The sequence below is a fragment of the Planctomonas sp. JC2975 genome (genome assembly GCF_012985205.1).
Classification (GTDB): domain Bacteria; phylum Actinomycetota; class Actinomycetes; order Actinomycetales; family Microbacteriaceae; genus Humibacter.
Genome location: NZ_JABEKS010000003.1, coordinates 387,125 through 405,255 on the forward strand (window position 1 = coordinate 387,125; position 18,131 = coordinate 405,255).

The following is an 18,131-nucleotide window of genomic DNA, read 5'->3' on the forward strand; positions in this document are numbered from 1 at the left end:
AGCCTTCGAGGAACAGCCCATGACCCTGACCAGCCCCTCCCGACGAGTCACTACGCCCGTCACTCCCGCCAACCCTTCGCACGGAGCACTGCGCCCGCTCGGCCTCAGCGAGGTGCAGATCACGGGAGGATTCTGGTCACGGATGCAAAGCGTCAACGCCGACGGCACGCTGCCGCACATCGCCCACTGGCTCGAGCGCGAGGGTTGGCTCGGAAACTTCGACCTCGCGGCGACCGGAAGCCTCACCCCGGAGAATCGGCGCGGCCGCGAGTTCTCCGACTCCGAGGTCTACAAGTACCTGGAGGCCGTCTCCTGGCAACTCGGCGAACACCGCGACGACAAGCTCGAGAAGCACTTCCGCTCTGTCGTCAGCCGGGTCGCCGCGGCACAAGAGCCTGACGGGTATGTGAACACCCGATTCGGCCGGCCGGGACAGCAAGCGCGCTGGTCCGATCTGGCATGGGGACACGAGCTCTATTGCGCCGGCCACCTCTTCCAGGCCGCGGTTGCGCGCATCCGCACCAAACCCGACGCCGACGATGGTCTCGCCCAGGTGGCAACCCGCCTCGCGGACCTCATCTGCGAGGTGTTCGGCGTTGATGGCATCCAATCGGTCTGCGGGCACGCGGAAGTCGAGACGGGCCTCGTCGAACTCGGCCGTGCCACCGGCAGCGACAAGTACATCGAACAAGCCCGGATCTTCATCGAGCGGCGCGGCACCGGAGTCCTTCCGGACATCGAATTCGGTCGTGCCTACTACCAGGACGACATTCCCGTACGTGACGCCGATGTGCTGCGCGGTCACGCCGTACGCGCAAACTACCTCGCCTCTGGCGCGGTCGACGTGGCCATCGAGACCGCCGACGGGGTCCTGCTCGACTCGCTCACCCGTCAGTGGCAGAACACGGTCGCGCGCCGCACCTACATCACCGGTGGGCAGGGCTCCCACCACCAGGACGAAGCATTCGGCGAGGACTTCGAGCTCCCGCCGGACAGGGCCTACTCGGAAACCTGCGCCAGCGTGGCGTCCATTCAGTTCAGCTGGAGGCTTCTGCTCGCACACGGCGACTCGAAGTACGCGGATCTCATCGAACGCACGCTCTACAACGTTGTCGCCACCTCGCCCGCCGCGGACGGTCGCAGCTTCTACTACGCCAACACACTCCACTGCCGGGTCCCGGGAGAGCCGGCAGACCCGGACGCCGTTTCGCCGCGCGCCGAAGCATCCCTGCGGGCGCCGTGGTTCACGGTCACGTGCTGTCCCCCCAACGTCGCGCGCACCTTGGCCAGCCTGGACGCGTACGTCGCCACCGCATCCGCCGAGGGCATCCAGATACACCAATACGCCCCGGCCAAGATCGCGACAACGCTCGACGACGGGGAGAGCATCGAACTGTCGATCGAGACCGACTACCCCACGACCGGAGCGGTGACGATCCGCCCGCTGCGCGACGCAAGCAAGCCGTGGACCCTCCAGTTGCGTGTGCCCGCCTGGGCGAACGGATCCAGCTTGACCGTCAATGGTGGGGTGGTGCCCGCCGAACCGGGATACGTGACCCACCGCCGCCAGTTCCGCGCCGGCGACGAGATCGTGCTCGACCTGCCGATCGAGCCGCGGCTTTCCGAGCCGGACCGACGCATCGACGCCGTGCGCGGCGCGGTCGCCGTCGAGCGCGGACCGGTCGTGTACGCGCTCGAGTCCGTCGATCTGCCCGATGGATGGGGGGACGTCTCGAACATCGTCATCGATACGTCGGTCGCACCGCAGGACCAGGGCGAGCGGGTGGTCGTCCAACTCGCACGCAGCATCGCAGGCGAGAAGCCCTGGCCCTACAACACCTCCGACCCCAGCCACGAAACCCACAGCTCGCTGGTGCCACTCATCGCGTACCACGACTGGGCCGAACGGGGTCCGTCCACGATGCGCATCTGGCTCCCGACGCTCTAAGGGCACGACGACGCGCGCCCGTTCGCCGGGCGCCTGATCCATGGTGTCCTTCCAGCCGGCGCCGGATTCCACCGACCTGTTCATGCCACGCGCGATCACCTGGAACGGGTCGAGGCGGATGTGGACGCGGCGGGGGAACTCGGCGAACAGGTCCCCGATGTCGCCGTCCCGGAGACGAGGGCATGCTGAGTCCGTGGCGGGCGCGTCTCCGATGGCCCAGCCGCAGCGATGGCAGGGTTCGGGTCGAGGTTGAGGATGCCGCGCCCGACGATCGTGACAGGACCCGCGAGTTCGACGTTTCGGATCTCCCCCGGCGTGCCCTCGAGTTCGACGTTCATCGTGCTCGGCCTGCCGAGCGAGTCGCCTTGGCGCAGCGTGACCCTTTCGCCTGGCCGGACGAGGCCATGGCGAAGCAGATAGGCCGCCGCTGCACCGGCGGCGCTGCCGGTTGCGATGTCTTCGACGGAACCGTCGTTCTCCCAGTGGCGGCCCGTGCGTTCGGCGACGTTCAGCAGATAGGCGAACTGCGCGTCGAGTTCGTCGAGCAATTGCTGCAGCGTCGGATGCACGACGTGGGCGCGGCCGACTCCGGACGTCACGGGAACGATCAGGTAGCGCAATCCCGTCGACACGACCTCCACGGGGAGTCCGCTGGCCAGGTCGCCTCCGTTCAGACCGAAAGCGAGGGCGGCGCGGGAGGCCTGCGCCTCGCTTGCGACCGCCCCGAAGACGGGAGCCCCCTGATCCATTCGCGCGTGCACAGTCTTATGGCCTTCCTCCCTGGCCGTGCCGACCGGAACGACGCGTTCCCGTAGGCGTAGAACCCAATCGTGCGTGCGAGCGGTGCCGTGAAGCTCGTGGAGAACGGCTGCGGCTCCCAGCACAGGGTGCCCAGCGAAGGCGAGTTCGCCGTTCATGTCGAACACGCGTGCGTCATAGGTGGTGATGCATCGAGTCGGGGTGAGGAAGATCGTCTCGAACTGACGCAGCTCGCGAGTAACGGCCCCCATTGTCGCCTCGTTCATCGGTACGTCACTCAAGACGACCGTCACGCTGTTTCCCCCTAAGGGGCGGTGCGAGAACACGTCGCAGATGAAGAAGGCCCTCTCGGATGCATCGTGCAGCTGACCGCCCAGCTTCGACATGTGCACGAGGGTAGGCGTCCGGCGGTCGTCACCTAGCAGGCCAATCTGCCTAATGTGGTCTTATGCAGGCGACGAACTTGACGCGTGTCCTCGGACAGTGGCGCGGACGCGGTCCGACATTGGTGGCAGCGCTGCAAGAGGCTGTCTCGGCGGCCGTCTTGGATGGCCAGCTGGCACGAGGGACGCCACTGCCCTCCGAACGGAGCCTGGCGGCCGCACTCGGTGTCAGTCGCGTCACTGTGACGGCGGCGTACGACGCGCTACGTGCGGCTGGATGGATTCGCACGACGCCCGGCGCCGGCAGCGAGGTGCAACTGCCGGACTGGCTGGACGCACGCGTCGATGCCTCGGCACCGCGCGTCGACGGTGCGATCGACCTGACTCTCGCGGCGCCTGGCGCGCCGCTGCCCGTGTACTTGGCTGCCCTCGCACGAGCTACGGAGCGGTTGCTTCGCCATGCGCGCTCCCCTCGGGCAGAGGCACTGCCGGGATTGGCCGAGGCGATCGCAGATCGTTACACCCGCGGCGGTCTCGCCACCCGGCCGGAGCAAGTCCTGGTGACAACGGGTTCCGGTGCGTCTCTCGCTCTTCTCGCGCGGCGCTTCCTTCGGCCGGGGGTCGCTGCGCTGGTCGAGTCTCCGACCTATCCGGGCGCTCTCGACCTGCTGCGTTCCTCCGGTGCGCGCGTCGTCGGCTGGCCGGTCTCTCGCGGTTGGGATCCCGAGCAGTTCCAGCAGTTGCTGCGTCGACACCGTCCCGCCGTGGTCTATCTGATCCTCGACTTCCACAACCCGACCGGCGCGTTGGCGACCGCTGCCCAACGTCGCGAACTCGCCCAGCACGCCAGGGCGGCAGGCGCTCGACTCGTGCTGGACCAGACAATGGCCGATCTGGATCTGCGCGGTCCGGATGCCGCCGCCATGCCGAATGCCCGCGATGGTGCCGGAACCTTCCGGATCGGCTCCATGGCCAAGACCGTCTGGGCCGGGCTTCGCGTCGGATGGCTGCGCGGGCCCGCGACGGATATCCGAACGCTGAACGCCCTGCCCGAGACGTACTACTTCACCCCGCCCACCCTCGAGCAGTTGACCGCGCTGGAATTGTTCGACGGCTTGGACGATCTGATCGTCGCTCGTCGGCAGCAGCTACGCGAGCAACGAGCGACGCTGCTGTCTGTACTGGAGTCCTTGCCGCAGTTGCGTCTCACCCAGGAGCCGCTCGGTGGCCTCAGCGCCTGGCTCGAGTTATCCGGGCAGATGTCCTCTGCGACTTTCGCCAGACACGCACCGCAACTGGGTTTGAGGCTGCTGCCAGGGGGCCGCTTCTCGGCCGACGGCACGCTCGACCGCTATCTGCGCCTGCCCTTCAGCCTGCCGCAGGACACGCTCGTCGAAGCCGGGCGGAGGCTCGGTGACCTTCTCCAGGTCGCCGAACGCTGAGTCTCAGCGCTCGGCGATCCCGTTCTCGATCGGGGGATCCTGCCGAGTTCGGCGACCACGAGGAGGGGAATCCCACCGCCACAGCAACGGCACGGACACCACAGCGACCAGCAGCGAGAGCACACCACCGACCATCCACGGGGCGACCAGTCCGTACTGAGCTGCAACGAAGCCTCCGGCGAGCGCGCCCAGCGGCGTGGCGCCGTAGGCCAGCATCCGGCTGGCGGCCGTCACCCGCCCGAGCATTTCGTTCGGGATCAGCCGCTGCCTCGTGGAGCTGGAGACCACATTCCGCATCGACAACGCCATCGAGAACACGGCGAAGAGACCCACCATGACGATCGGACTATGCCCGATGGCGGCGATCGCCAGCCACGCGAGCGGGCTGATCACCTCGACCGCGATCGCGATCCGTCGCGCTCCGAACCGTTTGACGACCCGAGCGCTGAACAGGCCACCGATGACCGCGCCCGCGGCCATCGCTGCCAGGAGGACGCCGTAACCAGCGGGACCGATGTTCAGAACATCGCGAGCGAACAGGACCAGCAGGGACAGGGCCATCGCTTCACAGAAGTTCCCGGCAGCAGAGATCAGTGTCAGCAGCCGAGGCAGCCTGGACCGCATCAGCCATCGCAGACCCTCTCTGATGTCCGTCCAGACGGATGATCGGGACGCGGCGGCAGACGAAGCCCGGTGCTCTGATGTCGGCGAGGGTTTGATGCGCAACAGAAGCAGGACCGATCCGCCGAAGCTGATCGCATCCACAAGGAATGGCACCGCTGAAGAAACGGCGAAGAGGGCCGACCCTATCGGCGGCCCGAGGAAGTCCCTCGAGGCGGACTCGGCGGCCACCAGCCTCCCGTTGGCCGCGTCCAGATCATCTTCCTCGACGATCGTCGGGACGAACGCCTGGCTGGCGCTCATGAAGAGCACGTCCGCGCATCCCATCACGAACGCCAGCACGTAGAGCATCCAGATCTGCGTCACGTGAAGACCGGCCACCGCGGCGATCACGGCGACCACCAGCATCTGCCCGACCTGCGTGAACAGCATGAGCCGGCGTCGATCCGCGCGGTCGACGATCACCCCTCCGAACAGGGCGACGGTCAGCCAGGGCAGTCGCCCGGTGAACACGACCGCGGCGATCAGTCGCGGGTCGACCGTCAGACTTGCAGCCAGGAGCGGAAGCGCCGCCAGCACGGCGCCATCGCCCAGCGAAGAGACGAGGCTCGCTGACCAGAAGTACGTGAAGATACGACGGGGGCGCGCCGGCGTCCGGCAACGATCGACCGTCATGCTGGGTCCCTCGTGCACCAGCTCGCGGACGAGGACGAATCGTTTCGCACCACCCGAGTCCATCAATATGCCGTCTCGACGACCAGGCCAATCCATCACCATTGGCCTTATGGTTGCCACAGACCAGGATCCCCACTGCGGCTCTTGCGACCGAGGAGAAACCCGAGTAGACCTGGCCGTCGAGTCGCGCGATCCGTTCGCGCGTTGGCCGCACAACCGCGAACGGTCATGGGAAGGAACTGTGTTGGACAGCGAACTGGCCAGGGTGCTCGACGATCTCCACGACTACGGTGTTCGCCACGATGCCGCCGAAGCGGATCGGCTCGATCGCCTGCGCAACGTCGAGCCGGACACGGCAAGACTCCTGGCCGTTCTCGTGCGCGCCACGCACTCCACGAGGATCCTCGAACTCGGGACCTCGAATGGATACTCGACGCTGTGGCTTGCCGACGCCGCCCGGGCCACGGGTGGAGTCGTCACCAGCGTCGAACTCGACGCGGCACGCAGTAGCGAGGCTGCCGTGAACATCCAACGTGCCGGCCTCGCCGAGTGGGTCGATCTGCTCGTCGATGACGCAGGGATCGTGCTCATGGAGTCGAAGGACGCATCACAGGACTTCATCTTCCTCGACGCGGAACGGCGGCATTACGTCGGATACTGGGCGAACCTGCGCCGCGTTCTCGAGCCCGGCGGCCTCCTCGTCGTGGACAATGTTCTCTCCCACGCCGATCAGGTCGAAGACTTCCGGTTGCTGGTAGCGGCCGACCCCGGCTTCAGCGAAGCACTCGCCCCGACCGGAGCCGGAGCACTCTTGATCGTCCGCGAACCCGTGCCCGCATCGGGAGAAGAGGTAGTCCGATCGTGATCGACATCGAATCTCTCCGTGTGCGCCTCTATCGGCAGCTCGCCGACGAGGGCCGTGTCGCCGCCCCTTCCGAGATCGCGACCGAGCTCGGCGTCACCGCAACCGATGTGACAGCCGCATTGGACGTACTCCACCGTGATCGTCATCTCGTACTCGACTCGCACGGTGAGATCGAACTCGCTCACCCCTTCGGCACGCGGGACTTCGGGTTCTCCGTGAAAAGCTCGACCGTGCTGTGGTGGGGCGGATGCGCGTGGGACGCATTCGCGATCCCGCACCTCGTCCCCGACTCCTCCCCAGCCCTGATCGCCACCACGTGCCCCTCCTGCGGCTCCGCGCTCGCGTGGAACGTCGACCGGGACCGGCCGCCATTCGGCGCCGGCGTGGCTCACTTCCTCGTGCCCATGGCGCACGTCTGGGACGATGTGATCCACGCTTGCGAGAACCAGCGAATCTTCTGCAGCGAAGCCTGCATCGACGCCTGGCTTGAGCGAACACAGCAGCCGCGCGGCGCGGTCTTCGGCCTCGACAGGTTGTGGCGTCTCGCCTCCGATTGGTACACCGGTCGACTGGACCACGGCTATCGCAGACGGGAGCCGCTCGAAGCGGCCGCGTATTTCCGTGATGCCGGGCTCACCGGCGCATTCTGGGGCAACTAGGCGGCAACGCCGTCACAGCGCCGCCTCGTTGCCGGGCAACGCACTCGTCGACACCTCGCCTGTGCATGATCAACTTCACGTCGGGAAAGTGGTGCCCTGGATCTCCAGGACTTCGACGCTCTGGGGTGGCCGGAGAAACCCCTGCTCCTGGATGGCCGCGACTGTGCTCAGATAGGTCGGCGACACCTCGAGTGCCTCCGCGGCCGACCCGGACGTCCAGACGGTGACGACGACGCGTTCCTCACCCGATCCAGAGAAGTAGAGTCCGAGGAACCCGGATTGCGAGCGGAACATCGGAAGCGATCGCTCGTTGGCGAACCGTTGGTATTCACTCTCCCTGGCCAGGACGATGCGGGTACGCCAGAGGCGCAGGATCATGGGAGCGTCGGGCGACCCTGTTGAACCTTCGGCGCTTTCGGCGCCGGTTCCCCTGTCGGCTGCGCTGTGGATACCGCCAGAGGCCCGGGATGGTACTTCAGACTTCACGGAGTCGTGCTGCATCGTCCAAGCCTCGCGAGTGCCGGCTGAACGCACCAGACCAATGGTTCGCCCGTGGTCTGGCCCTCCGTCAGGCAGCGGAGACACCGCAACCCGCGCGGGGCCCCTGAGCCGGCACTCGCCGACCAAGGGGCCCCGCGACGATCACCTGGGTCGGGTGGTCACTCCTTTGCGACGCTCATGCTCACGCTCGCGACGATCAGCGGCTGAGTGGCATCCTTTGCGACCAACCGCAAGTCGGCGGAGAGGTTCTGCGCCTCACTGAGCTGGCTTCCGCTGAGTCGCACGGTCTGCGTCTCCCACGTGCCTGACCCCGCGCTGCTCACGGACGGAGCGGCGTGGTAGGGATCCCCCGGCGCGTCGTACTGCGCCGTGAAGCCCTGCCCGGCACTGCCCCAGTAGGTCACAGTCAGATCGATGTCAGCCGCGGCCGCCACAGCACTGGACGGGTCGACCTGCAGGTACACGTTCGATGTCGGCGCCCCACTCTGGCTGCTCGTCCAGGTCTCAACCGCGGCGGTGCCGCCCTGAGTCGTTTCGGTCAGGTTGCCGTCGGCGCCGTGTCCCGTCTGACCGAGCCCGAGGAACTGCATGCCCTCGCCCGGTGCTCCCGCTGTCACCGAGACGGTCGACTCGGCCGAACCGGATGTGACCGGGCAGGTCAGCGGAGCGGGAGTGCCCCGCGGGATCGGTCCTGCGACGACCCGCCAGTAGGCCAGTCCTGCCGAATCCAACTTCGTCGGCACGCAAAGACCGCCGTCATTCGTCACGGACTGGGCGAGCGGCCGACCCGTCGTGCCGTCGACGACGTGATATGCACCCTTCTTGAGGTTGAGGCCATCGGTGCGCAGCACGACGGATCCGTCATACGGATACACACTGCTCACCTCGGCGACAACGATCTGCGCGCTCCTGCCGTCCGCTGCCACGGTGGGCACCACCTGCAGTGCGCCGGCGCTCGTCAGTTGCGCATAGGCGGGCGCATAGTCGGTGAGCTGCGAGTCGTCGTTCAGCACCACGCCGCCGTGCGAGGCGTATGCGGCGATGCGGGCGTCCTGCCCGTTCAACGGCAGCACCGCCCGGTAGTGGGACAGGTCGGCGCGACCGTTGGCGATCTCCTGGCTGGTGACGATGTCGAATCCCGATTGATCGCGATCCCACGCTGTCGTGATGAGGTTCTCGACGTTGACCAGCGAACCACCCGCGCTGTTGTCATAGCCCTGGGACACATCGATGTACAGCGCGACCGGCTGCGAGGGATACGATCCGTCGAGCGACTTCAGCGTGGACAACCACGAGGTGTAGATCGGATACCCGTAGACGTCCTTATCCGTTCCGTCGTGGATGAAGAAGTCCTCGCCACCGCCTTCAGGCAGGCCGAGACCATAGTTCGCGACCCATTGCGCAGCCTGGGCGTTCAGTGCGGCCGCCCCATCCGGTGCCGTCCATTCTTGAGCCAGCTTCACGCCGTAGGCCCGAGCGAGCGAGCCGAATGTCAGGGCGAGGCCTGGTGACTGCGCAGCATCCACGATCACGGTGACGTCATACCGGCTGGCCAGGGAGAAGAACGTGTCCGGATTGTTCGCGTAGCTCGGGGCATTCGCGAGGTGGCCGCCGAAGTAGTAGTACAGCGGGCCGTCGGTGACTTTTCGCACCGCGGCCGTCATGCGCCCGTACGTGTCCTCGACACTCCACGACCGGAACGCCTGGTAGACGTCGGCGAGTGGTTCGCCCGGCTTCGCCGCCGGAACCTCCGAGAATGACGCGTACGTCGTGCCGTACTTCGCGTTGAAGGCTGCGATCCCATGGAAGTGGTCCGGTAGGTAGTGCGCGTGGAACTCGTCGACGTCTGTCGCAGCCCATCCGCCCGTGCCCTGGTTGTCCCATTGGGCGTCGAGGAACCCATAGTCGAGAATGGAGCCGCCGTAGCCCGGCTCGTGGGTGATGTGGCGCACGGTCTTCTCGACGTAGCTCAGGTAAGCGGCTTGTCCGCCACCCCACCATGCAGGGGCGACGCCGGTCGCACCATCACTCGTGACCTCGCGGTCGGTCTCCCATGACGCAGGGCTGCCGCTCCAGCCCGACTGCCAGAAGATCGGGACGAGCGTGATGTGGGCCTTCGCCGCGTTCGCGAGTTCGGTGTCGAGTTCGGAGAAGTCGTATGTGCCGTTCGAGGGCTCGATTCCGCCCCATGGCAGATCGATCTCTGCGCCGGTGATGCCCTTCGCTCGCAAGGCCTGAAAGTCGGAGACCGACCAAGGCGTGCCGTTGTTGTCGAAAAAGAGTTGCGTATCCCAGAGCTTCGCGTCGGAGGAGCCGTGTAGAGGCGGATGGCCAGATGGGCCGGCATGAGCGGGCATCGCCGCCGATATCGAGAGAAGAGCGACGCCAAGCGCTGCCGTTATGGCCGGCGCCAATCGTTTAACCACCGTGTAAGGCCTTTCAATCATGTTCTGTCATGGAGAAAGGACCAGGGCACGAAGCGGGCGCGTGGTACTCCACCCGGATCGTCATCGATCCCGGCCCGCCCGAGAAAGTATCACTCTGTGTGTTATAAATCCACACTGCAGTTGACCGGCGGCGCGCTTCTCTCGTGATCGTGGGCGAGTTGTCCGCGGGGTGCGAGTCGGCCCAGGGAAAGGCACCGCCCGCGCGTTCCTCCCGTCAGAAGACGTATCTCCCGCGGGCCATCCGCAACCACGAACCTGCCCGCAGCGGAATCCCCGTGGCGTGGTTCGCCCGACTGGCTCGTTCCCGATGCGCGGGTTCGACCAAGCCCTGTTCTTAGCCGCTCTGTTAGGGGTGACGTCACGGCTGCCGAGGTTGCGCCCGGATGATCGTGTGGTGCGGATGATCGCTTCCGGATGCGTTCATCAGCAATATTGGGTGCGTCGCGGTCCCTGAACGCCCGCGGCCATAAGAATGAGCATTAGTTGCACAGCCGCGATCGACGCGGTCAGGTTGGTCGACTCGAAGCTCACGCGGGCTTCTCCATCATGAACAGCCGACGGTGCTCGGGTGCTCCAGCAGAAGGGAAACATCATGTTCAACGACAATGGGTCGTTCTTGCTCGCACTCCTCGAATTCTTCCTGTTCATCGCTTGGTTCATGTGCCTGTTCTGGGTGTTCGGCGACATCTTCCGCAGCAGCGATCTCGGTGGAGTCGCCAAGACGCTGTGGGTGCTGTTCGTGATCATCGTTCCGTGGCTCGGCATCCTCGTCTACCTGATCGCTCGCGGCGGCGGAATGCAGAAGCGCCAACTGGAACAGGCGCAGGCGATGCAAACGGCGCAGGCGGACTACATCAAGTCCGTCGCCTCATCCTCTGGAACGTCGGCCGCCGAGCAGATCGCCTCCGCGAAGTCGTTGCTGGACTCTGGCGCCATCACACAGGCCGAGTTCGATGCCCTGAAGGCGAAGGCGCTCGCCTGACGCCGGCCCAGCAGTAGGGGTTACTCCGAGGGAATGCGCTCATCGGGGTCGTCGCGAAACGGCGCTCCCCTGCGGTGCTCGGGCGGTCTTGTTTCTCGCCGCCCGAGCGCCGGTGGCGTCGATACCGGCGCCCCCGAACTCGGAACTGCCACCCCGTGCGTGGTCGCGCCCCTTGCCGATCACGATCGATCTGATTGCGCTGATCGAGGGACGACCAACGGCTCGTCGCATTGGCGAGCACCTTCCGCCAGGCGGTGCGCTCAGCGTCGTCGGTATCGGGTGTCGTGCCCCTGAGCGCTCCCCTGCCGAGGCTTCCTCGAGCCCTTCTGCCCACCACGATCGGCCTTGAGCTCGATGAGCTTGCCGCTGATGCGCGTGTCCTCGAGCCTGCTCAGGACCTCGCCGGGCAGCGCATCCGGAAGCTCGACGATCGAGAAGTCCGGAAAGATCTTGATCGCGCCGAAGTCGTCGCGACTGAGACCGCCCTCGTTGGCGAGTGCTCCGACGATCTGACGGGGCTCGACACGCTGACGCCTTCCCACCTCGATGCGGTAGGGCGCCAGTGCCCCTCGGGATGCGCGTTCCCGGCGATCCGCACGGCCGCTCGGACCGCGATCGCCGCGCTCGGCCCGAGAGTCTCGCTCCGGCCGCCCTTCACGTCCGAGCTGCCGGGTGAGCGCGTCGTCCGCGGAGAGGAGCAGCGGCTCGTCGCCCTGCGCGACGACGGCGAGAGCTGCGGCGACATCCGTCTCCGGAACATCGTGGTGCTCGACGTAGTGCGCGATGATGTCGCGGAATGCCGAGATGCGAGACTCCTGCTCGAGCGCTGAGGTGATCGCGTCGTCGAAACGGCTGAGGCGCGTCGAGTTGATGTCCTCGACGGTCGGAAGCTGCATCTGCGCGATGGATTGGCGGGTCGCCTTCTCGATCGTGGTCAGCATGCGCCGTTCGCGCGGCGTGACGAAACTGATGGCCGAGCCACTGCGACCGGCGCGCCCCGTGCGTCCGATGCGGTGCACGTACGACTCGGTGTCGATCGGCAGGTCGTAGTTGACGACATGGCTGATGCGGTCGACGTCGAGGCCGCGGGCTGCGACATCCGTCGCCACCAGGATGTCGAGCTTGGCGGACTTGAGCTGCTCCACCGTGCGCTCGCGCTGCGCCTGCGGCACGTCGCCGTTGATCGCCGCGGCCGTGTAGCCGCGGGCACGCAGCTTCTCGGCGAGCGTCTCGGTCTCATTCTTGGTGCGGACGAACACGATCATTCCCTCGAAGTTCTCCACCTCGAGGATGCGGGTGAGTGCGTCGACCTTCTGCGGGTACGAGACGACCAGATAGCGCTGCGTGGTGTTCGCCGAGGTGGTGGTCTTGCTCTTGACCGTCACTTCCTGCGGGTCACGCAGATAGGTCTGCGAGATGCGGCGGATCTGCGCCGGCATAGTCGCGGAGAACAGTGCGACCTGCTTCTCCGCCGGCGTCTCGGCGAGGATCGTCTCGACGTCCTCCGCGAAGCCCATCTTCAGCATTTCGTCCGCCTCGTCGAGGACGAGGTACTTGAGCTCGGAGAGGTCGAGGGTGCCCTTGTCGAGGTGATCCATGATGCGACCGGGGGTACCGACGACGACGTGAACGCCGCGCCGCAGCGCCGACAGCTGCACCCCGTAGCCCTGACCGCCGTAAATGGGCAACACGTGCGCGCCGCGCACGTGCGCGGCATACGCTTCGAACGCCTCCGAGACCTGCAGGGCCAGCTCGCGCGTTGGAGACAGGACGAGTGCCTGCGGGATCTTCTGCGAGACATCGAGCCGCGAGACGATCGGCAGCGCGAACGCAGCGGTCTTCCCTGTGCCCGTCTGCGCGAGACCCACGACGTCGCGTCCCTCCAGCAGCAGCGGGATCGTCGCCGCTTGGATCGCCGAAGGCGTCTCGTAGCCGACTTCCTTGAGCGCTTTGAGCACAGCGTCACTCAGCCCGAGGTCGGAGAACCCCGTCGGCTCGGGGGCGCTATCGCCCGCCACTTTCCCCGAATCCTCAGCCGTCATGCTTCAAAGGTAGATGCCTTCCGTTCCCGAGTCGACGCGGCCGCCGCCCTGCGGCCCGTTCTGGGCGGCTCGAGTCGGGAGCATCCTGCGTTGTGTTGGTAGGGGAAGCGCATGATCGCAGCCCTTACGAGCACGCTCTACCCATCCGCGCAGACGATCCAGGCATTCCTCCGCAGCGCATCCAGAGAAGAAGACCGTCGGTGCGATTGCTAACCTCCTCCAGATGCGGAATCTGGACTGGGGAGGGCTGCGCAACCTCCGCGACCTCGGCGGGTTGCCGACAGCGTTGTCCTCGACGGGCAAGACGACCATGGGCCGTACGCGGCGATCCCATCCAGTGGTCACGGAACGCTTCGCAGTCGGAACGCATTGCCGTCGGGATCGGCGAGCATGACGCCGTCGGACAGCTCGGCCCGGCGGGATGCGCCGAGCTGCACCAGGCGTTCGGCCTCACGCGACGGATCCGCTGCGACCAGCTCGAAGCGCTGACGATTGCGTGCATTCCTGGATTCGGTTCCCGGCCTGTGCCAGGAGTCCCACGAGATCTTCGTTCCGCCTACCGGGGACTGGATTGCCGTTTGGTCTCCTTCATCCCACACCAAGAGCCAACCGAGCGCGTCTCGCCAGAAGAAGCCGACGTCGCGGGTGCCGTCACAGGTGACCTCCCCGACAAAGCCCGTTCCGCTCATCCAGTTGTTGCCCGGCTCGAGAACGCAGAGTTCGTTACCGCCTGGGTCGGAGAGAACCACGTGCGGGGCATCCGGCTCCTGGCCGACGTCCAGATAGTGCGCGCCCCGACTCAGCGCCGCCTCGACGATCCGAGCCTGGTCATCGGGATCGGTACTGGCCAGGTGCAGATGCAGCCAGGGCCGGCCGATCTGTTCGCCGTGGGACGCCGTGAATCGGAACCCGACCTGGAACTCGTCGCCGGGTACGAGCACGCCGTCACGTTCATCCACGACCTCACGCCCCAGTATTCCCGCCCAGAAGGCGCCCACCGCGGAAGGATCCGCCACGTCGAAGGCCACTGCTTCCAGCCGCGCTGCCATGCGTGGAGGCTAACACCGCGCCTCACACCAGCAGTCGAACGCGGACAGCTCGGTCACGGCAGCCCACGCATCGCGCGCTGATGCATCCCTTCGGGACAGACCGATCACTTCGTGAGTGTGGTCGATGGAGTTGGCAACGGTGGCAACGAGTCTCGTCGTGAGGTGCCCGAAAAGAATCTGCTATTCGGTGTTGCTATCTACCGGTACTCATGCTTACTATCTAGTGGTAGTCAGCAACACTGAATAGTCGAAGGGAGGGTGCCATGGGTAAGCAGATGACCGAGATGCTCAAGGGCACTCTGGAGGGCATCGTTCTGGCGATCCTGGCCGAGCGGCCCGCATACGGGTACGAGATCACGGCCCGGCTTCGCGATGAGGGGTTCTCCGACATCGTCGAAGGCACCGTGTACGCGCTTCTGATCCGGGTCGAGCAACGCGGCCTGGTGGACGTGGAGAAGGTCCCGTCCGAGAAGGGGCCGCCACGGAAGGTGTATTCGCTGAACGCTTCGGGCGGCGAGTACCTGACGGAGTTCTGGCACAGCTGGAGCTTCCTTGCGGAACACATCGAACAGCTTCACCGCAGCATCAACAACACGCAGAAGGACAACTGATCATGGCAGCAAAGTGGATCGAGACCGTTACCGGATCGCTCGAGCAGAAGAAGCAGTACCGACAGGACAAGGCCCGCATCGAGGCACTCCCGGAACCGTATGGGACGGCGGCGAAGGCGATGCACCGGTACTTCATGTACTACGCCGGCACGGTCGGGGGCGACACGCTGGTGACGATGTTCGGTGACCTGGCCGACCTGTGGGAGCGTGCCGCGACCGATGGCACCCCGGTGCGGGAGATCGTCGGGGATGACCCCGTCGAGTTCGCCGAGACGTTCGCCCAGGCATACACCGGCCGGCAGTGGCTGGACAAGGAACGCGCCCGACTGACCGCTTCCTTCCGCGCCGCGGAGCAGGGAGCACAGAAATGATGACGACCACTGAGCCGGCGATCCGGGTGAGCGGCATCACGAAGTCGTTCAAAGACGTTCACGTGCTGCAGGGAGTGAACTTCGAGGTGACAACCGGGAGCATCTTCGCCCTGCTGGGCTCGAACGGTGCCGGAAAGACCACCCTGGTGAGCATCCTGTCCACCCTGCTGAAAGCCGATTCCGGAACCGCGACAGTGCACGGTCTGGATGTGGCGACCAAGCCGGGCAACGTGCGCTCCTCGATAAGCCTGACCGGGCAGTTCGCGGCGGTCGACGAAGTCCTCACCGGCAGGGAGAACCTGATCCTGATCGCCCGGCTCCGTCACCTGAAGAACCCCGCCGTCGTGGCGGATGACCTCCTCGACCGGTTCTCCCTCACCGACGCCGGTGGCCGCAAAGCCGCCACCTACTCCGGCGGGATGCGGCGCCGGCTGGACATCGCGATGAGCCTGATCGGGAATCCGCCGATCATCTTCCTCGACGAACCGACCACAGGGCTGGACCCGCAGGCCCGCATCGAGGTGTGGCAGACGGTGAAGCAACTCGCCGGACAGGGCACCACCGTGCTGTTGACCACCCAGTACCTGGACGAGGCGGAACAGCTCGCCGACCGGATCGCGATCCTGCACAAGGGCGTGATCATCCAGAACGGCACCCTGGCCGAACTCAAGCAGCTTCTCCCGCCGGCAACGGTCGAGTACGTGGAGAAGCAACCCACTCTCGAGGACGTCTTCCTCACCCTCGTCGGCGACACCGGCGAGACCGACACCACCGGCAGCGCTGCGACGATACCGGCCGGAAAGGATTCCTGATGACCAGTCACGCCCTCGCCGACACCGGCGTCCTCACCGGCCGATCACTTCGCCACATCACCCGCAGCCCCGACACGATCATCACCACGGTGATCACCCCTGTCGCGCTGCTGCTGCTCTTCGTCTACGTCCTCGGCGGTGCCATCCACACCGGATCCGACCAGTCCTACATCAACTACATGCTCCCCGGCATCCTGCTGATCACGATCGCGTCCGGCGTCGCCTACACCGCCTACCGGCTCTTCCTCGACATCCAAGGCGGCATCTTCGGACGCTTCCAGTCGATGCCCATCGCCCGCTCCAGCGTGCTCTGGGCACACGTCTTCACGTCCCTGTCAGCGAACCTCGTCTCCGTCGCCGTCGTCATCGGCGTCGCCCTGATCATGGGATTCCGCACCGGAGCATCCGTCGGCGCCTGGCTCGCCGTCGCCGGCATCCTGATCCTCTTCACCCTCGCCCTGACCTGGATCGCCGTCATCGCCGGCCTCTCGGCGAAAACGGTCGACGGAGCCAGCGCGTTCAGCTACCCGCTGATCTTCCTGCCCTTCATCAGCTCCGCCTTCGTCCCGACCAGCTCGATGCCCGCCCCCGTCGCCTGGTTCGCCGAGAACCAACCCGTCACCTCCATCGTCAACACCATCCGCGCACTCTTCGCCGAACAACCCGTCGGCACAGACATCTGGATCGCCCTCGCCTGGCTCCTGGGCATCCTGATCGTCGCCTACGCGTTCGCCGTCACCATCTACCGACGCAAGATCAGCTGAATCCGCCACACAGCGCCCGGGTCTGGACCTCACCTACGAGCATCCAGACCCAGACGCCATTTCACCCCACACCCGCCTGCTGACGCATCCGTCAGCAGGCACCTGATTCGGGATCGTTCGCCGGTGTCGCCGCTCGCGTGATCGCTGCGCCTCTCGGCGCGCTGGCGCATGGGCGAGGATGTCATCATGACCCATCCGGAACCCGTCTACACACTCGAACAGCTCGAAGCCGAGCCGGTCGCGGAGTTCGCCTCCTTCGACCGCGACGATGCGGTGCGCCTCGGTGAGATCGCCGTTGCTCTCGTGCGTGAGCGTGACCTCAACCTGGCCATCGAGGTGCACATCGGCGACGAGCTGGCATATCGCGCACAGCTCGGATCAACCGGCCAGCACAACGCCGACGTGATCGCAGGCAAGCGGCTCGTCGTGAAGCACTTCCGGCACAGCTCGGTGCTCGCCCGCTTCAAGAAGGATGCCGACCCATCCGTTGCCGACGGTCTCGGTCCCGAGTACAAGTTCTGGGGCGGCAGCATCCCGCTGTTCGTGAACGACGAGTTCGTCGGCACGCTCTCGTCGTCCGGCGAATCGGATGTCGTGGACCACGAGACGATAGCTGATGCCCTGATCCGATTCCGCGGGTAGACGACCGCCGAGCCCAGCGACAACCGCCCGTTCCGGGCAAGCCGCCTGGGCGCGTCCGCGTCTATGCCCATCCGAGTTCGCGCAGTCGCGCGTCATCCAGCCCGAAGTAATGCCCGATCTCGTGCACGAGCGTGATTCGCACGCGCAGCCGGAGGGCGTCGAGATCCGCGCTGTGCTCCTGCATGTTGTTCTTGAACTGAGTGATGCGGTCGGGGAGCTCTCCGTAGCCATACACGCCGCGTGTCTTCAGCGGGCGTCCGCTATAGAGTCCGAAGAGCCGCGGCCGCTCGCCAGCAGGTTGGTTCGCGATGAGGATCGCCACATTCTCGAGACCCCGCACCATGTCCTCAGGGAGAGCGTCGTACTCCTCCTCGACCATCGTCTGGAAGTCCTCATCGGAGATCACGACCATGTCACCCATTTTGTGCCGGCGGGAACGGTCGAGAACGATCGGCACGTCGACACCCGCGCGCACAGAATCCCGCGGCAGGCAGACGCTGCCGCCGCTGTCGAATGTGGCGTTCGGGGTCCGTGGCGGACGCTGATTGTTCGGTGGGT

At 66.0% G+C, this 18,131-nt stretch carries 17 protein-coding genes; 10 read left to right on the forward strand and 7 right to left on the reverse strand.

Translation table 11 applies throughout. From position 1 onward, the window contains the following. The first annotated feature begins 19 nt into the window (after positions 1–19). On the forward strand, positions 20–1,948 hold the full coding sequence (locus HII28_RS17850) for a beta-L-arabinofuranosidase domain-containing protein (RefSeq protein ID WP_170027179.1): 1,929 nt from the start codon (positions 20–22) through the stop codon (positions 1,946–1,948). 95 nt (positions 1,949–2,043) lie between these two features. On the opposite strand, the gene HII28_RS17855 is transcribed toward HII28_RS17850, so the two are convergent. Continuing rightward, a complete protein-coding gene (locus tag HII28_RS17855) occupies positions 2,044–3,093 on the reverse strand; it encodes a PhzF family phenazine biosynthesis isomerase (protein WP_170027180.1) in 1,050 nt (349 codons plus the stop codon). A gap of 77 nt (positions 3,094–3,170) precedes the next feature. Between HII28_RS17855 and HII28_RS17860 the strand changes: the two genes are divergently transcribed. After that, entirely contained in the window at positions 3,171–4,532 is a 1,362-nt protein-coding gene (locus HII28_RS17860) for a PLP-dependent aminotransferase family protein (protein ID WP_170027181.1), read from the forward strand. A gap of 3 nt (positions 4,533–4,535) precedes the next feature. On the opposite strand, the gene HII28_RS17865 is transcribed toward HII28_RS17860, so the two are convergent. Then, complete coding sequence (locus HII28_RS17865) at positions 4,536–5,828, reverse strand: MFS transporter (protein ID WP_170027182.1); 1,293 nt, start codon at positions 5,826–5,828, stop codon at positions 4,536–4,538. A gap of 244 nt (positions 5,829–6,072) precedes the next feature. Between HII28_RS17865 and HII28_RS17870 the strand changes: the two genes are divergently transcribed. Together HII28_RS17870 and merB are read left to right on the forward strand one after the other, a co-directional pair. Then, a complete protein-coding gene (locus tag HII28_RS17870) occupies positions 6,073–6,693 on the forward strand; it encodes a class I SAM-dependent methyltransferase (protein WP_205865043.1) in 621 nt (206 codons plus the stop codon). Continuing rightward, positions 6,690–7,352 (forward strand): organomercurial lyase, encoded by a 663-nt coding sequence (merB, locus tag HII28_RS17875; protein WP_205865044.1) that lies wholly within the window; start codon positions 6,690–6,692, stop codon positions 7,350–7,352. Before HII28_RS17870 ends, merB begins: the two co-directional genes overlap by 4 nt. 75 nt (positions 7,353–7,427) lie before the next feature. Here the strand turns inward: merB and HII28_RS17880 are convergent, their stop codons facing one another. Both HII28_RS17880 and HII28_RS17885 read right to left on the reverse strand, forming a co-directional pair. Next, positions 7,428–7,730: a hypothetical protein gene (locus HII28_RS17880; protein WP_170027184.1), complete on the reverse strand. Its 303-nt coding sequence runs from the start codon at positions 7,728–7,730 to the stop codon at positions 7,428–7,430. Between the two features lie 281 nt (positions 7,731–8,011). After that, positions 8,012–10,084, reverse strand: coding sequence for a beta-galactosidase (locus HII28_RS17885; RefSeq protein WP_205865045.1), 2,073 nt, complete (start codon positions 10,082–10,084; stop codon positions 8,012–8,014). Positions 10,085–10,892: 808 nt separating this feature from the next. Here HII28_RS17885 and HII28_RS17890 point away from each other — a divergent pair. Further along, on the forward strand, positions 10,893–11,282 hold the full coding sequence (locus HII28_RS17890) for an SHOCT domain-containing protein (protein ID WP_170027186.1): 390 nt from the start codon (positions 10,893–10,895) through the stop codon (positions 11,280–11,282). A 260-nt stretch (positions 11,283–11,542) separates the two neighbouring features. Here HII28_RS17890 and HII28_RS17895 read toward each other — a convergent pair whose 3' ends face one another. Both HII28_RS17895 and HII28_RS17900 read right to left on the reverse strand, forming a co-directional pair. Next, positions 11,543–13,324, reverse strand: coding sequence for a DEAD/DEAH box helicase (locus tag HII28_RS17895; RefSeq protein ID WP_170027187.1), 1,782 nt, complete (start codon positions 13,322–13,324; stop codon positions 11,543–11,545). Positions 13,325–13,665: 341 nt separating this feature from the next. Next, on the reverse strand, positions 13,666–14,373 hold the full coding sequence (locus HII28_RS17900) for a VOC family protein (RefSeq protein WP_170027188.1): 708 nt from the start codon (positions 14,371–14,373) through the stop codon (positions 13,666–13,668). Positions 14,374–14,636: 263 nt separating this feature from the next. Between HII28_RS17900 and HII28_RS17905 the strand changes: the two genes are divergently transcribed. The 5 genes from HII28_RS17905 (at position 14,637) to HII28_RS17925 (ending at position 17,573) form a co-directional block, all read left to right on the forward strand. Then, entirely contained in the window at positions 14,637–14,984 is a 348-nt protein-coding gene (locus tag HII28_RS17905) for a PadR family transcriptional regulator (protein ID WP_170027189.1), read from the forward strand. Positions 14,985–14,986: 2 nt separating this feature from the next. Further along, positions 14,987–15,355, forward strand: a complete 369-nt coding sequence (locus HII28_RS17910; protein ID WP_170027190.1) for a DUF1048 domain-containing protein — start codon at positions 14,987–14,989, stop codon at positions 15,353–15,355. Then, positions 15,355–16,167, forward strand: coding sequence for an ATP-binding cassette domain-containing protein (locus tag HII28_RS17915; RefSeq protein WP_205865073.1), 813 nt, complete (start codon positions 15,355–15,357; stop codon positions 16,165–16,167). Before HII28_RS17910 ends, HII28_RS17915 begins: the two co-directional genes overlap by 1 nt. Further along, entirely contained in the window at positions 16,167–16,931 is a 765-nt protein-coding gene (locus HII28_RS17920; RefSeq protein WP_170027192.1) for an ABC transporter permease, read from the forward strand. Before HII28_RS17915 ends, HII28_RS17920 begins: the two co-directional genes overlap by 1 nt. A 186-nt stretch (positions 16,932–17,117) precedes the next feature. Beyond that, on the forward strand, positions 17,118–17,573 hold the full coding sequence (locus HII28_RS17925; RefSeq protein ID WP_170027193.1) for a heme-binding protein: 456 nt from the start codon (positions 17,118–17,120) through the stop codon (positions 17,571–17,573). A gap of 61 nt (positions 17,574–17,634) precedes the next feature. Here HII28_RS17925 and HII28_RS17930 read toward each other — a convergent pair whose 3' ends face one another. Beyond that, the gene (locus HII28_RS17930) at positions 17,635–17,985 is read right to left on the reverse strand and encodes a metallopeptidase family protein (RefSeq protein WP_170027194.1); all 351 of its coding nucleotides are present in this window, start codon (positions 17,983–17,985) and stop codon (positions 17,635–17,637) included. Between the last annotated feature and the right edge of the window lie 146 nt (positions 17,986–18,131).

Coding starts and splice junctions, on each gene's coding strand:
- HII28_RS17895 (WP_170027187.1), bottom strand. CDS start 13,324: ATGACGGCTGAGGATTCGGGGAAAGTGGCGGGCGATAGCGCCCCCGAG.
- HII28_RS17865 (WP_170027182.1), bottom strand. CDS start 5,828: ATGACGGTCGATCGTTGCCGGACGCCGGCGCGCCCCCGTCGTATCTTC.
- HII28_RS17900 (WP_170027188.1), bottom strand. CDS start 14,373: ATGGCAGCGCGGCTGGAAGCAGTGGCCTTCGACGTGGCGGATCCTTCC.
- HII28_RS17905 (WP_170027189.1), top strand. CDS start 14,637: ATGGGTAAGCAGATGACCGAGATGCTCAAGGGCACTCTGGAGGGCATC.
- HII28_RS17920 (WP_170027192.1), top strand. CDS start 16,167: ATGACCAGTCACGCCCTCGCCGACACCGGCGTCCTCACCGGCCGATCA.
- HII28_RS17930 (WP_170027194.1), bottom strand. CDS start 17,985: ATGGTCGTGATCTCCGATGAGGACTTCCAGACGATGGTCGAGGAGGAG.
- HII28_RS17910 (WP_170027190.1), top strand. CDS start 14,987: ATGGCAGCAAAGTGGATCGAGACCGTTACCGGATCGCTCGAGCAGAAG.
- HII28_RS17890 (WP_170027186.1), top strand. CDS start 10,893: ATGTTCAACGACAATGGGTCGTTCTTGCTCGCACTCCTCGAATTCTTC.
- HII28_RS17880 (WP_170027184.1), bottom strand. CDS start 7,730: ATGATCCTGCGCCTCTGGCGTACCCGCATCGTCCTGGCCAGGGAGAGT.
- HII28_RS17855 (WP_170027180.1), bottom strand. CDS start 3,093: ATGTCGAAGCTGGGCGGTCAGCTGCACGATGCATCCGAGAGGGCCTTC.
- HII28_RS17850 (WP_170027179.1), top strand. CDS start 20: ATGACCCTGACCAGCCCCTCCCGACGAGTCACTACGCCCGTCACTCCC.
- HII28_RS17925 (WP_170027193.1), top strand. CDS start 17,118: ATGACCCATCCGGAACCCGTCTACACACTCGAACAGCTCGAAGCCGAG.
- HII28_RS17915 (WP_205865073.1), top strand. CDS start 15,355: ATGACGACCACTGAGCCGGCGATCCGGGTGAGCGGCATCACGAAGTCG.